Annotated in this window: 8 protein-coding genes; 3 read left to right on the top strand and 5 right to left on the bottom strand. The window is 38.7% G+C overall.

Annotated elements, in window-relative coordinates; genetic code table 11:
- Positions 1-18: 18 nt before the first annotated feature.
- Complete coding sequence (locus QZL88_RS09205; protein ID WP_296940346.1) at positions 19-3,168, bottom strand: TonB-dependent receptor; 3,150 nt, start codon at positions 3,166-3,168, stop codon at positions 19-21.
- A gap of 325 nt (positions 3,169-3,493) precedes the next feature.
- Here QZL88_RS09205 and QZL88_RS09200 point away from each other — a divergent pair, with 325 nt between their 5' ends.
- The 3 genes from QZL88_RS09200 (at position 3,494) to QZL88_RS09190 (ending at position 9,977) form a co-directional block, all read left to right on the top strand.
- Positions 3,494-7,618, top strand: coding sequence for a two-component regulator propeller domain-containing protein (locus QZL88_RS09200; protein WP_296940344.1), 4,125 nt, complete (start codon positions 3,494-3,496; stop codon positions 7,616-7,618).
- Between the two features lie 144 nt (positions 7,619-7,762).
- Entirely contained in the window at positions 7,763-9,469 is a 1,707-nt protein-coding gene (locus QZL88_RS09195; RefSeq protein ID WP_296940342.1) for a glycoside hydrolase family 43 protein, read from the top strand.
- Between the two features lie 334 nt (positions 9,470-9,803).
- Positions 9,804-9,977 (top strand): histone H1, encoded by a 174-nt coding sequence (locus QZL88_RS09190; RefSeq protein WP_006799072.1) that lies wholly within the window; start codon positions 9,804-9,806, stop codon positions 9,975-9,977.
- Between the two features lie 93 nt (positions 9,978-10,070).
- On the opposite strand, the gene murF is transcribed toward QZL88_RS09190, so the two are convergent.
- From murF to QZL88_RS09170, 4 genes are all read right to left on the bottom strand, one after another.
- Entirely contained in the window at positions 10,071-11,357 is a 1,287-nt protein-coding gene (gene murF, locus QZL88_RS09185) for a UDP-N-acetylmuramoyl-tripeptide--D-alanyl-D-alanine ligase (protein ID WP_296940339.1), read from the bottom strand.
- A 642-nt stretch (positions 11,358-11,999) separates the two neighbouring features.
- On the bottom strand, positions 12,000-12,503 hold the full coding sequence (locus QZL88_RS09180) for a DUF1858 domain-containing protein (RefSeq protein ID WP_296940337.1): 504 nt from the start codon (positions 12,501-12,503) through the stop codon (positions 12,000-12,002).
- Positions 12,504-12,505: 2 nt separating this feature from the next.
- Positions 12,506-13,738 (bottom strand): DUF438 domain-containing protein, encoded by a 1,233-nt coding sequence (locus QZL88_RS09175; protein WP_296940336.1) that lies wholly within the window; start codon positions 13,736-13,738, stop codon positions 12,506-12,508.
- Positions 13,739-13,740: 2 nt separating this feature from the next.
- Entirely contained in the window at positions 13,741-14,067 is a 327-nt protein-coding gene (locus tag QZL88_RS09170; protein WP_194225912.1) for a cupin domain-containing protein, read from the bottom strand.
- Positions 14,068-14,696: the final 629 nt, after the last annotated feature.

Genomic DNA, 14,696 nt, shown 5'->3' with positions numbered 1-14,696 from the left:
TATAACTGTTTAATTTTTTTAAAACGTAACATTTAACCCAAATGTATAGATAACCGGTGATGGATAACGGGCGTTATCGATACCTGTCAATAATGCATTTTGAGACATAGAACCCAACTCAGGATCATAACCTTTATATTTAGAGAATGTATGAAGATTTTGTATGTTGGTGTATACTCTCAGATTTTCTATATGAAGTTTGTTCACCATTTTCTTAGGCAATGTATATCCTAACGAAATATTCTGTATACGCAGGTAAGAGCCATCCTCGATATAGCGATCCGATACACGGTTGTTTGCATTTGCATCTGAAGGTGCAAGACGAGGCATATTACTGGCTCCTCCAATAATTCTTACGTTACGGAAATCATCATCAGACAGAGTAGGGTCGATTACTCCCAGGCGGGCAAAAGTGGTTGCACGTTTGGTTACGTTTGTCGATTGGCGGGGATCGTCAGTCCAGCGTCTTATCCAGTTGAATACGTCGCCTCCATAAGATCCGTTAAGATAGACGGTTAGATCAAAATCTTTGTATGTAAATGTATTACCGATACCAAATGTGAATTTAGGTTCAGGATTACCTATATAGTCGCGGTCTGCTTCTGTAATTTTTCCATCGCCGTCTTTATCCTCAAACATCAAGTCGCCTACCCATACCCCGGTCTTGCTGATAGGCACACCTTCGGGGATAGCCGTTTGCTGTATATTGCCATTAGCATCTTTATAATAGAAATCGGTTGCACTTTCGAAACGGCCTATTACCTTATAACCGTAGAATTGGCCTATCGGTTGGCCTACTGCCGTACGTGTGATAATGGATGTTTCCGAGCCGCGTGACATTGTAGCATCTACGATACTGCTTTCCATATCTAGGGACAGGACTTTGTTGCGGTTGGAAGAAAAAACGAAATTAGATTTCCATGAGAAATCCTTTTTGTCGATATTGAATGTGTTTAATGTAACCTCGAACCCTCTGTTGCGGATAGATCCTATATTTACCCATGGTGGCGTGGTAGAGCCTTGCCCCGATGTGCCGACATATGCAGGCAGTGGCATTAATAAAAGGAGGTTGTCAGTTTCCTTGTTGTACCATTCTACGATCAGCTCTATTCGGTTGCGGAATAGATTCAGGTCGAATCCAACATTCACCGAGCTGGTAGTTTCCCACTGCAAGTCAGGATTGGCTGTATTTCCACTCAATAATCCGGTACCCCATATAGTAGCTACAGATGACATCGTAGACGTATATCCGTAGTTCTGTATGTTTTCATTACCAACTTTACCCCATCCCAAACGGAATTTCATATTGTTGATCGTTTTGTTTTCTTTCAGGAAACTTTCATTCGAAATTTTCCATGCCAATGCTGCAGAAGGGAACCATCCCCAGCGGTTGCCGTCGGCAAATCGGGATGAACCGTCGCGTCTTAATGTGGCTGTAAGTAAATATCTGTCGTCGAAAGAATAGAATGCGCGGCCGAAATATGACATAAGCGAATTGATACCGCTACTGTTATTTGCTTTTGCAGTAGTTGCATCTCCGGCATCGAGGTCATTTGCATTATTTGTAATGAATCCTTTGCGATATCCCCACAGGTAGTCCCATTTAGATTCCTGCATTTCCTGACCTAGCATTACGTTTATCGCATGTTTTTCTGCTACTGTTTTATTGTATGTAGCGATATTCCTCCATGCCCAGAACTTGCTGTATGATTTAGAGCGTTCCGACTCCCTTACTTCATTCTTGATTGCACCGAATTCGTAAGACGGAGTGAATTTATAAACGTTGGTATTGTTTATATCGCTGGAGAATTCTGTTTTCAGAGTCAGTCCATCTATGATTGTTGCTTCTGCATATATATTGCTGCGGAAACCGCTTTTTTCATTCCTGTTGTCTTTTAGCATGGCTAATCCGACAGGATTGGTTTGTACAAACTCGTCTGTGTCAGGCCCACCGTAGCTTCCGTCAGGATTGCGGGCGGCAACATTCGGTGTTTGCTGTAATGCTATATTTATCAGATTATCATCAGATACGGTTATGTTTTGTTTTGAATTGTTCACAGCAAAGTTTACTCCCATTTTCAGCCAGCTTTTAACTTCAGCGTCTATATTTCCACGCAGACTGAAACGTTCAAAGCCCGAACCTAAAGCGATACCTTCCTGATTCAGATAACCGGCGCCAAAAGCATAAGTCATTTTACTGGTACCACCTGAAACAGACAGGTTGTGGTTGTGCATCACTGCCGTGCGGAAAAGTTCATCCTGCCAGTCAGTACCTTCACCTAATAGGTCGGGACGGATGAAGCTATCGTCCATAGGATGCCCCATTATCCGGGTACGTTCATTCTTATGATAGGCAAATTCCTGTAGATTCAATAAGTCTAGTTTCTTCGGCATTGTCTGCATACCTACGTAGCCATCATATGTAATACGTGGTGTACCGCTTTCACCTCTTTTGGTAGTGATGATAATAACCCCGTTTGCTCCGCGTGAGCCATAGATGGCAGTAGCCGAGGCGTCTTTCAATATGTCCATTGATAGGATATCTGCCGGGTTGATAGAAGATAATGCATTCTCCGATCCCGAATCAGTATTACCGTCAATAACAACTCCGTCGATAACAAAAATAGGCTCATTGGAGCTGTTTATAGAATTTGTTCCACGGATGCGAATTGACGAACCGCCTCCGGGCATCCCAGAATTTTGAGTAACCTGTACACCGGCAGCTCTACCTTGCAGTACCTGATCGACAGATGTGGTCACCGATTTTGATATCGCGTCGCTACTTACCGAAACTACCGAGCCGGTAAGGTCAGTTCTTTTCATTTGTCCGTAGCCGACAACTACCACTTCATCGAGTAGTTTTGTATCTTCTTCCAATACTATATTAAAAGATGTTTTCCCTGATACGTTGATTTCCTGAGCTTGGAAACCGATCATAGATACTTTAATCTTTCCTTTGGAAGAAACAGTCAATGTAAATTTTCCATCTATATCGGTCAATGTTCCGTTAGAAGTCCCTATTTCCGATATTGCAACACCCGGTAATCCGTCACCAGAGGCGTCTTTCACAACTCCATTTATGGATATGTTTTGAGAAAAAGCCAAAGCGGGGATAAGAAAAAATAAAAATAAAAGTCTCAAGGACTTAAAAATTCTTGCATTTCTCATGATTAAGATTCATTATTTACTATTATTAATAGGTTATTTTCTTTTTATTCAAGTCTGGAAGTTTTAAGTTTTCATAGATATAAATAATTTAGAATTTAAGGTATGGCCTGTATTTGTCAATTCGCATAGATTTTATGTAATACAAACATATAAAGATCTATTTTTTTTATACAGAATAAGTGTATCATATAATTTTGTCTGTGTAACATCCGCTTTTCGACTATAACATATACTTTTCTCTACGTTACATTCGCTTTTGAAAAGTACATATTCCTTATTATTTTTTTATATTTGCATATATACTGCTTCTAATATCTGGATACCCATGACAACAAAGAACACGAGGTTAAAAGTATTTGTTCTGATATGTATTTTTTCCCTTGTCGCAAATTCCTATATATTTTCACAAATAGGCAGATTCTATTCTCCTGACGAAGACTTATCAAACAGTCTTATCAATCAGGTATATCAGGATAAAAAAGGATTTGTATGGATTGCGACCGAAAACGGATTGAATAAATTCGACGGAATGAAGTTCAATATCTACAAGCATTCATCCGAAGATTCAACCTCCCTGAAAAATAATTATGTACGTACCGTATTCGAAGATAGCTCGGGTAATTTCTGGGTAGGGTGTATCAATGGCCTGATGAAATATGATTGGGCAACGAATTCATTCAGGGGAATAAAAATGTACAAAGAAGGAAACCTGGTTTCACCTCATATCACCCGTATGATAGAAACCCGGAATGGAGATATTTGGGTGGCAACTTCGGGACAAGGGATATTTCTCATCAAAAAAGGAGAAAGGGAATTTCATGCGAATCTGCAACTGACAAATCTGCTGGTTAGTAATTATCTGAACTCGATTTTTGAAGATTCGAAAGGGAATCTTTGGATAGGTTCTGAAAATAACGGGCTGAATCTCTATAATCCTCTTACAAATCAGATAAAAACATTCACAGCTCCTGCTAATATAAGTAGTAATAATATATCGTCCATAACAGAAGACAAACAAGGTAATATATTTGTAGGAACATTAACCGGAGGACTGAATAAGTATAATGAGCAGACGAAGACATTTGAAGCAATAGGCTCCGACAATAATGTTCAGCTACTGATTAAAGACTTGCTACTGACTAAAGAAAATATATTGTATATAGGTACAGACGGGCAAGGCTTGAAGCTATACAACAGAAACAGAAATATTGTTGAAGATTATAAAATCAGTTCGGCTCCATTTGATTTTTCGAAAGGAAAAGTCCATTCCATCCTTCAGGACAAGGATAATAACCTTTGGCTTGGTATTTTTCAGAAGGGGATAATATTTATTCCCGGTACCGAAAAGAAGTTTGATTATTACGGATTCAAATCTTTAAAGAATAACCCTATTGGTTCCAGTTCGGTAATGTCCATCTATAAGGACAAGGAAGGCATCACATGGGTCAGTACAGATAACGAAGGTATATACGGCATCAATAGTAAAGGAGAAAGGGTTGCCCACTTTATGCAGAGTTCTTCACCTTCATCTATTTCAAATATCATACTTAGTATTTTTGAGGACTCTAATAATAATATGTGGGTAGGCTCATATACTAAAGGACTGGCAAAATTTAATCGAAAGACGGGAAACTGTGAATATATTCCTGAATTGCTAAATGAAAAGATATACTGTATAGCAGAAGATGACGAGAAGAACCTGTTGATAGGTACCTATGGTTCGGGCTTTTTCAGGTTGAATCTGGCAAGCCGGAAAATGACTCATTATGAATCACGCAAAAGTGAGAATGATGATTTTTCTATAGATGAACTGAGTAACGACTGGGTAAACGACATCCTGTTCGATAGTGAGGGGTTGATTTGGATTGCACATTATAAAGGTGTAAGTTGCTATGATTCGAAAAAGAACACTTTTCTGAATTATCTCAACCAAAATACAATATTACCACATACGGTAGCATACACCCTTTTTGAAGATAAGACAGGTAATATATGGATAGGGACATCTGACGGATTGAATGTTTTTAATAAGAAAGAGCAATCGGTTAAAAGTTATTCGACCAGAGACGGATTGCCCAACAATGTTATATGTGGCATACGGGAAGACAAAGAACGGAATCTCTGGATAAGCACCTATTTTGGTATCAGTAAATTTATTGTCAGTGAAAACCGATTTATCAATTACTACACCGGCGACGGCTTGCAGGGCAATGAGTTTACACGCGGAGCAAAATTTGAGGACGTAGCCGGTAAGATATATTTTGGTGGTATTTATGGTGTCACCAGTTTCTATCCCAAAGACATAACCGAAGCTAAGAAGGAACTGAAAGTACTGATTACAGATTTCTTTCTATTCAACCGGGCAATAAAGATGGGAGATAGATCGGGTAATAACGAGATTGTTTCTACATCGGTTATGGATGCGGACCAATTTACTCTGGCTTACAACGACAATACATTCAGTATAGAATTTTCTGCGCTGGAGTTTTCAAACCCCGAACGTATTGTATATCAATATATGATTGAAGAAATCAGTCAGGACTGGCTTAATTCGTATCCCGGTATGGGACGGGTTACTTATACCAATCTGAATCCGGGAACATATACTTTCAAATTAAGGGCGAAAGACCATGATAATTATTCAGATGTAAAAACAATAAGAATAATAATTACACCTCCGTGGTATCAGTCTCCATGGGCATATGCTGCCTATGCAGTGTTGAGCGTTTTGTTGGTTTTGTTTATTGCGAATTATATCTATACCCGTATCCGTCATCGTCAGGAAGAAATGAGGCGGCAGCACCTGGAGCAGATAAATGAAGCCAAATTACAGTTTTTTATTAATATATCGCATGAGATACGCACGCCTATGACACTGATTATAAATCCATTGGAAAAGTTATTGTCGGAGAATAAAGATCAGAAGCTGCAAAAGACTTATGTGATGATATATCGGAATGGCCTGCGGATTCTTCGACTTATAAACCAGCTAATGGATGTCCGTAAACTGGATAAGGGGCAAATGCAATTGCATTTTAGAGAAACTGATATTGTAGGATTTATAGACGATCTGATGATGACATTTGAGTATTCTGCTCAAAGAAAGAATATAAGTTTTAATTTCAGGCATGAGGTGGATAAGCTGAATGTGTGGATCGATCTGAATAACTTTGATAAAGTCTTATTGAATATAATATCGAATGCTTTTAAATATACACCGGATAATGGTAATATAACAATTGAACTATCTATCGGCCAGGATGAAAATGTAAAAGGAGCATTGAGGAAATATTTTGAAATTTCAGTAACGGATAATGGTATAGGTATCGATAAAGGTAAAATAGAACAGATTTTTGAGCGATTTTATCAGATAAGCAATGATTTTACCAATTCTAATTTCGGAACAGGCATAGGCTTGCATCTTTCTAAATCCTTAGTAGAGTTACATCATGGAACCATCTTCGCCGAAAATAGACCTGAAATGCCGGGCACTCGTTTTATAATACGGCTACCTTTGGGTAGCGACCATCTGGTAGCCAGGGAACTGGAAGATGGAGAAGAATATAAAGTTGCGGCCGAAAGGATTTCTCCTATGTATGTCTCTAATGAACTGCTGAATAAAATAGACATTGAAGGTGGCGATAAAAAAATAAAACCCCGGACAAAATACAGGATTCTGGTGGTTGAAGATGAAGATGAAATCCGTGAGTATATCAAGGATGAGCTGTCGTCCGAATATCGGGTTACTGTAAGTGAAAATGGAAAAGAAGCTATCGATCTGATATTGACAGAAAAGCCTGATCTGATAATCAGTGATGTGATGATGCCTGAAATGGATGGTATAACACTTTCGCGTAAGGTGAAACAGAATATAAATATAAATCATATACCGATCATTCTGCTCACAGCAAAGTCGACTCCCGAAAATAAAATAGAAGGCCTGGATATAGGGGCGGATGCTTACGTTTCCAAGCCTTTCAATACAGATCTGCTGAAAAGTACCATAGCTAATCTGATCGAGAACAGGGAGCGGCTGAAGAATAAGTTTAGCGGACAACAGCAGCCAGAGGATAAAATACAAAAAATAGAGCTGAAATCTTCGGATGAGATACTTATGCAACGTATTATGAAGATTATAAACGAAAATCTTTCCAATCCCGAACTGAATGTGGAAATGTTGGCTATGAATGTAGGAATGAGCCGCGTACATATGCATCGTAAACTGAAAGAACTGACAAATCAATCGGCCCGCGATTTTATAAAAGGTATTCGCTTGCGTCAGGCGGCAACACTGCTTTCGGGTAAGAAGCTGACTATCTCGGAAGTAGCCTATGCGATAGGGTTTTCAAATCTGTCTCATTTTTCTAACTCATTCAGGGAATTCTATGGAATGTCGCCAAAGGAGTATCTGGCAGCACATCTTTCTCCGCCGCTGCAGGATGAGGAATAAACTTTGCTGAAATATAAAGCTTTCCTTATTTTATCGTTCTTTTGCAATAAATGTTACATGTGGAAAAGTAAATGAAACCACCATGTAAATGAAGTTTCGGCAAAGACTCTATATTTGTTTACTCAACATTTATAGATAACTACTATGCTGAACTGTGGAAAACTTATATTGTTATTTTTAGGAATATTCCCTTTTATATATATCAAAGGGCAAACTGTAACAGACGAGACAAACAGGGCTTGTTTTAATTATTTCCAATACAGGGGGATGGACAGTAGCTTCGATAAGAAGATTGATCCGACCAAGGAGTATCTCAATCCCATTATCAGCGGCTTCTATCCCGATCCCAGTGTTTGCAGAAAAGGAGACGACTTTTACATGGTGCATTCTACATTTTCATATTATCCGGGGATACCTATTTTTCATAGCAAGGATTTAGTAAACTGGAAACAGATAGGATTTGTACTCAATCGGCCATCTCAATTGAACCTCGACGGAATCCGGCTAAGTGGAGGTATTTATGCACCTGCTATCGAGTATAACAGACATAATGATACCTTCTATCTGATAACCACCTGTGTGGATGGTATCGGGAACTTTCTGGTGAAAACAAAAGACCCTTTTGAAAATAATTGGTCAGATCCTGTAACATTACCTAAAGTAGGAGGGATAGACCCGTCTCTATTCTTTGATGATGATGGTTCCGCATACATAGTCCATAACGATGCTCCTGCGAGAGTCCCCGAATGGGAGGGGCATCGCGCTATCTGGATACATGACTTTGATGTGAATACAGATAAGACCTTTGGTGAACGGAAAGTAATACTGGACGGAGGTGTGGATAAGAGCACCAGACCTGTATGGATAGAAGGTCCTCATATATACAAAATAGACGGAAAATATTACCTGATGGCGGCTGAAGGCGGTACAGGACCAAACCATTCGGAAGTAATTCTTATAGCAAATAATATAAAAGGTGAGTATAAACCATATGAAGGTAATCCTATCCTTACACAGCGCGGCTTGCCTGAATCCCGGACTGATGCAATTACCAGTGTAGGACATGCTGATCTTATAGAGACACCGGGGGGAGACTGGTATGCCGTATTTTTGGGTTGCAGGCCTTATTTTGGTAATTATTATAATACGGGACGTGAAACATTTTTACTTCCTGTTATGTGGAAAGACGGTTTCCCTGTTATTCTGGAAAAAGGTGAAGCACTACCTATCGTAGTAACTAAGGATAGCCTTGCCCCTCAACAAAATACGTTGACAGGAAATTTCGTATGGAAAGATGATTTCAACATAGAAACTCTTGATTATAAGTGGACTTTTATCCGTACGCCAAGAGCAGAATGGTGGAGTTTGAAGGATGGGGCTATAATGCTTAATGCTATTCCTCAAAATATTTATGAAGTCACAAATCCGGCATTCGTTGGTTACCGTCAGCAAAATCTTGTTTTCGAAGCTGAAATAGAGATGGTATTCACTCCACAGTCGGATAATGATCTAGCAGGATTAGTTTGCTATCAGAACGAATCACATAATTTTGTTTTTGGTAAGACGTTAATTGATGGAAAAAGCGCACTCACTTTAGACCGTTCCGAGAAAAATAATAAGAGAATAGCTGAATATATAATTCCGGAGCAGAAGAGTCGAAATCCCGTCATCCTGAAAGTAATGGGAGACAAAGATAAATATAGTTTTCAGGCATCGTTCGATAGTGGTACTACATGGATTGACATTGCGTCGGGATTGGATGCAAAAAATCTCAGCACTCAGGTCGCCGGAGGATTTACAGGCACCATGATCGGTATGTATGCTACATCTACAAAACACTCGAACTTATAAAAAAGTAAATATTCATTGGTAGATTTTAATCTTTTGAGAAATAGGGTTATCACAATTAGGTAAGATAACCCTGTTTTTTTGTATTAAATATTGTTGTCGACGGCTACAGATGCGGACTTGGAGGTGTATGTGATACTATTTTTTTCATCAGATGATTCTAGATTATGTGCATGTTTATAAGTAAGTTGAACAAAATATAGATATTTAGTCTTTGTCTAAAGGAAGAAAAAACGCTAAAACTTTACTATTAATGCGTGTTTAAATAAACTATCCGGCATTTTTGTTTGTTTAGTTAAAGAAATTATCTTTGTACGAATTTAAAAAAAGAAGTAAAATGAAAAATTTAGTAGAAAAATTACACAAGGATTTTGCAGACTTTGCTAAAGATGCAGCTGCACAGGTTGAAAGTGGAAACAAAGCAGCTGGACAGAGAGCAAGAAAAGTATCTCTTGAAATCGAGAAAGCTTTGAAAGAATTCCGCAAGAAATCGATTGAAGCAACAAAATAATAAAAGCAACAGCATTTATTTAAAAAAACAGGATAATCCGATGGGTTATCCTGTCTTTTTTATAGTGGTTTTTCGAAATATATATTTCCCAATTTACAGGACATCGATACACCTTTCCAGCTGCACCCCCCGTGAGCCTTTAAGCAATATATAGCTATCTGCGATAGGGTTCTCTTTCAGATAATACTTCAAACTGTCCAGATCCTTGAAACGGGGATAATCGGTTGTAATACGGCTAAAATTATCTCCGACGAATATTACTCTGTCAAAATTATGATGGGATACATAGTCGGCTACTTTCTGATGCTCCAGATCCGTGTCCGGGCCAAGCTCCTTCATATCTCCCAAGATCAGAACTTTGTGATTCACGTCCATATGATCGAAGTTTTCAAGGGCTGCATGCATACTTGTAGGATTTGCATTATATGCATCTATAATGAGCATATTCCTGTCCGTTTCTTTTAGCTGCGAGCGATTGTTTGTAGGCTGGTATTCTTCAATTGCTTTGCATATTAAGGAGGCTTTTACTCCCAGATATTTGCCTATAGTGATTGCTGCTAATGCGTTGGACAGATTGTATTCTCCGATAAGATTAGTCTTAACCTTATTGCGTCTGCTGCCAAATTTCCATTCAAATTCGAGGAATGGTCTTATAGATAATACTTTTCCGGATATGAACAAGTCTTCTTCCAATCCGTAGTATATGGATGTAATACCTTCCGACATTTCCCGTAACAGGGAATTGTCATAGTCGATAAAGATTTTCCCGTCTCTTGTACTTCTTATATATTCGTATAATTCACCTTTGGCTTTGATTACATTTTCATATGAACCGAAGCCTTCTATGTGAGCATGGCCAATATTGGTAATGACTCCATAATTAGGCATAGCCATTTCCGAAAGCACTTTTATCTCCCCTACATGGCTGGCTCCCATCTCTATAATAGCTATCTCATGCTCTTTTTTTATACGCAGTAGCGTTAGTGGCACTCCAATATGATTGTTCAGGTTACCCTGAGTGGCAAGAACATTGTATTCCTGCGATAAGACAGAGGTGATTAGTTCCTTGGTAGTTGTTTTGCCATTTGTTCCTGTTATGCCTATCACCGGGGTCTTTAGTTGTTTACGGTGGTGATTTGCGAGTTTTTGCAATATATCCAGGCAATCTTCTACCAATATAATATTCGGGCGTGTAGCATATTTGGATTCATCCACAATAGCATAACTACATCCCGAATCGATAGCTCTTTCGGCATACTCATTTCCATTAAAATTGGCGCCTTTCAGTGCAAAGAAAATAGAATCTTTTGGGCTGTTGCGTGTATCTGTTGAAACTTCCGGGTATTGTTTATAAATTTTATACAGTTCCGATATCTCCATAGCACTTTTAAGATGATGTTTTTTAATAACAACGTTTATTTCTCTATTATTGTTTGGTCTTTGTATGAGTCTATAAGATTATTTAAGGCTACGCGAATGTAACGTTAATTATTCATATACGAGATGTTTCTTAACGTTTTTTACTTTATGAAAATATACGCTTATATCCCCGTTTTTAGTGCCGGTAATGCTATTTAATTGAGTGATTATTTATTACCTTTCATCTGCTATTATCACAAAGAGGAAATAACAGTTTTAATACCATCTTATCTGATCGGTGTCATACTGTTTTTTCTACAAATATAGTCTTGAAAGGGATGTGAAGAATACAAAAACAAAGTATGGGTTTCGCTATATATTACTCAATTTCAGACTGTTCATTCATCGCTAAATGTTTATACGCCATAGATTTATAATTCAAAGAACGAATAGCTGTCAGTCATTAGCCGACGGCCGTGTATAGATAAAGCTTTAATAAAGAAATACAATCTTATTTGCTCTGGTTTTCTTTTTTTACTTTAGGCTGAGTTCTGAACTGATCATATCCCCTTTGTAGCTTTCCACAGCATATTCATCACATGCTGTGGAGAATATAATAAAAGGGGACTTCTAAGCTACTTGCAAATTCTTATTTAATAACTATTATTCCTTTACGAAAAAATGATTATCTCCCCGGCTCCAGACTTTAAAACCTCTCGAACTCAGAATATCAATAATCGGTATAGGTTTAAATGGAGTAACTATCTGTAATATCTGCTCACCTTCTAACTTCGACGACAGTTTTAGAATATCCTGCATGGGACTCTCGCCTGATTCTATTACAGGGCGTGCATCGAACCGGAAACTTATTTTACTTTCATCGAACCAAACGGGTGCGGCTGCATCTTCAATATTGTCCGTATCTGCATCCATTGCAATCTCCGATAATCCCGCGGCTTTCCTTAGTTTTTGAATTAGCAGAGGCGGGGAAATCCCTGCGACTCCTGCTGCCTGTTGCAATGATGTAACTTTGGCAATGGTACGGCGTAATACAGGATTTTTCAACTTAGAGAAAACCGGAGATAATTCCATTAGTATATCTTCCAACTCAGGATAAGATTCCAATAGGTTGGCAACTTTGGTCTGAAGGTTGATATCCGTTTTCATTGTTACTTTGTTCCATAAGATAACAGACGTTGGTCTCCTTCGAGTTTCCTTAAATCCGTTATATCCTGTGTAACCTCCATCACCCCCAGATATTCGCCGTCATTTCCCCGGAGTGCTGTATATTCAATATAGACGAAACGTCCCATAAACGAAGAGATCCAGAATGCTGCTACATTTTCTTTCCCGCTTTTGAAGTCATTGATGATTTGCTCTACAATATGTACACTACCCGGAGGATGACAAAGGCGTACATCCCGGCCGATTATTGAGCGATTGCGTTCAAAGACTTTTTTTGTTCCGTGTGAGAAGAATTTCACTTTATCATCTTTATCCACAAAAGTGACATCGACAGGCAATGTTTTGAATATTGTTTCCAGTTCTTTTGTAGTAAAGTTTCCAGAAGAGAGGTGTATAGCATCCCCTTCTTTATACGTAAGTTCCCCCACTTCTACTGATTCAGGAGCCCATTCCGTTTGCGGATCGTACAGACTGAACCCGAATTGAGGAGTTTCCTTGTATATCTGGTACCAGTCTTTATCTGTGAGTGTATCGAGACACATTGGCAACAATATCTCCTCTTCCTTCATTATCATACCCTCGAGGGCGTCGATAGCAGGCAAAAGAACCAACAGGATCAGACTCGGTACTTCTCCGGCAGATACATCCTTTGCCAGGAGAGCCTCATGGGCCGCCTTTAGCAATTCGCGCGTTTCATCATGTTTCCCCCACATTACTTTCGGAGGCCCTGTAATACCCGCCTTTTCCAGAAATGGGAATAGGAGGTATTCCTTCCGTTTGTAATGTTTATCTACATCCGACAGGTTATTAAAGACACCTTTGAGTTGCAAAAGATATTCTTTTACTTCTTCATCTTTCAGCTTATTACCTTTGTCAAACAGAACTTTTGCCTTTTGGATATATTCTTCCAGAGCCCGATTCTCCCGCTTGAAGGTATCTACCGGATGCCCCGGCTGTACTGTTTTTGCTGCTGATGTATCTATACTCCCGTCCAGTACGGCAGTGTGTATATCACAAAAGCGCAGGACTTCTTCTTCGGGCAAGCCTTCGGATATAAGTTCCTGTTCTACTTCCACCACTTCGTTATAGGGAACAGAGCGCAATAGTTCGATTAACCGTTTCCGGACAATTTCGGGAGCTTCATTATTATGTAACTGAAGGATCAGATGCTTGAGCAACTCTTTCCTTTTCTGCGAATTATTTATTACTTCACTCATGGTTATCCTCTTATCATGGTTAATAACATTTTGAACCTTTCTACAGCAAATAAGGCATGTGAGATATTGGCAGGCATAATGATGGTCTCCCCTTGTTTGAGCAATACGGGATTGCCACCGATTCTGATTTCTACTTCACCATCGAGTACCTGTACCATTGCATCGAATGGCGCTGTGTGTTCGCTCAAGCCCTGACCTTTGTCGAAAGAGAACAGGGTAATATTTCCTGCATTGCTTTTTAGTACTTGTTTGCTGATAACTCCTCCGTCAGAATAATCGACGAGTTGGGATAAGTTTAAGACTGTTCCTTTTTCAAATATATTATTCATCTTCTTTATTGTTTTTAATTTGACAATGTGAAGGTATTATGATAATAACAAATAATATGTCACATTTGTTACACTAAAGAGATTTTGGATAAATACACGAAAATTGCCAACTTTTTAGAGAACAGCCATCAGTTAACAATGAGTTTCTCGAAAAGAGCTTAAGGTACAAAGTATAACCCATCCTCATAATTTATAACTCATCACTATATTTACTTTTATTAACCATATTTAGTTAAAACCTGACACTTCTGACACTTTTTTTATTGCTTTTATCTTGTTGTTTTTGCATCTGTTAACTATATGTGGCTAAAAAGTAACAAAGGTAACAGGCTTTGCATTCTTTTGTAGGGGCGGAATATTTTCTGCCCGTAGACCTTTTTCTATTTCGGGCGGAAGATATTCTGCCCCTACAGCCTTTTCCAAAAGGTAACAGAGGTAACAGTTTTTAGCTATTAGCTGATAACTGTTAGCCGATAGCTTATGCACAAAACTTGACAAACCTGACACTTTTCACACAATTTTCATTGTCACTTTTTCTTCTAAAAACTCCGTAACTTCGTCTTAATCATGGATGAGAGATAACGCTCGCAAAGATGCAGAAGCGCAAAAAGGTAACACTTGTAACACCG

It is taken from the genome of uncultured Dysgonomonas sp. (assembly GCF_900079725.1).
In the GTDB taxonomy this organism is placed as follows: Bacteria; Bacteroidota; Bacteroidia; order Bacteroidales; family Dysgonomonadaceae; genus Dysgonomonas.
This window is presented reverse-complemented; position numbering and strand designations above follow the sequence as displayed.

Bases quoted from the DNA above. Each gene is read 5' to 3' on its own strand.
- QZL88_RS09205 (WP_296940346.1), bottom strand. From the start codon at position 3,168: ATGAGAAATGCAAGAATTTTTAAGTCCTTGAGACTTTTATTTTTATTT.
- QZL88_RS09200 (WP_296940344.1), top strand. From the start codon at position 3,494: ATGACAACAAAGAACACGAGGTTAAAAGTATTTGTTCTGATATGTATT.
- QZL88_RS09195 (WP_296940342.1), top strand. From the start codon at position 7,763: ATGCTGAACTGTGGAAAACTTATATTGTTATTTTTAGGAATATTCCCT.
- QZL88_RS09190 (WP_006799072.1), top strand. From the start codon at position 9,804: ATGAAAAATTTAGTAGAAAAATTACACAAGGATTTTGCAGACTTTGCT.
- murF (WP_296940339.1), bottom strand. From the start codon at position 11,357: ATGGAGATATCGGAACTGTATAAAATTTATAAACAATACCCGGAAGTT.
- QZL88_RS09180 (WP_296940337.1), bottom strand. From the start codon at position 12,503: ATGAAAACGGATATCAACCTTCAGACCAAAGTTGCCAACCTATTGGAA.
- QZL88_RS09175 (WP_296940336.1), bottom strand. From the start codon at position 13,738: ATGAGTGAAGTAATAAATAATTCGCAGAAAAGGAAAGAGTTGCTCAAG.
- QZL88_RS09170 (WP_194225912.1), bottom strand. From the start codon at position 14,067: ATGAATAATATATTTGAAAAAGGAACAGTCTTAAACTTATCCCAACTC.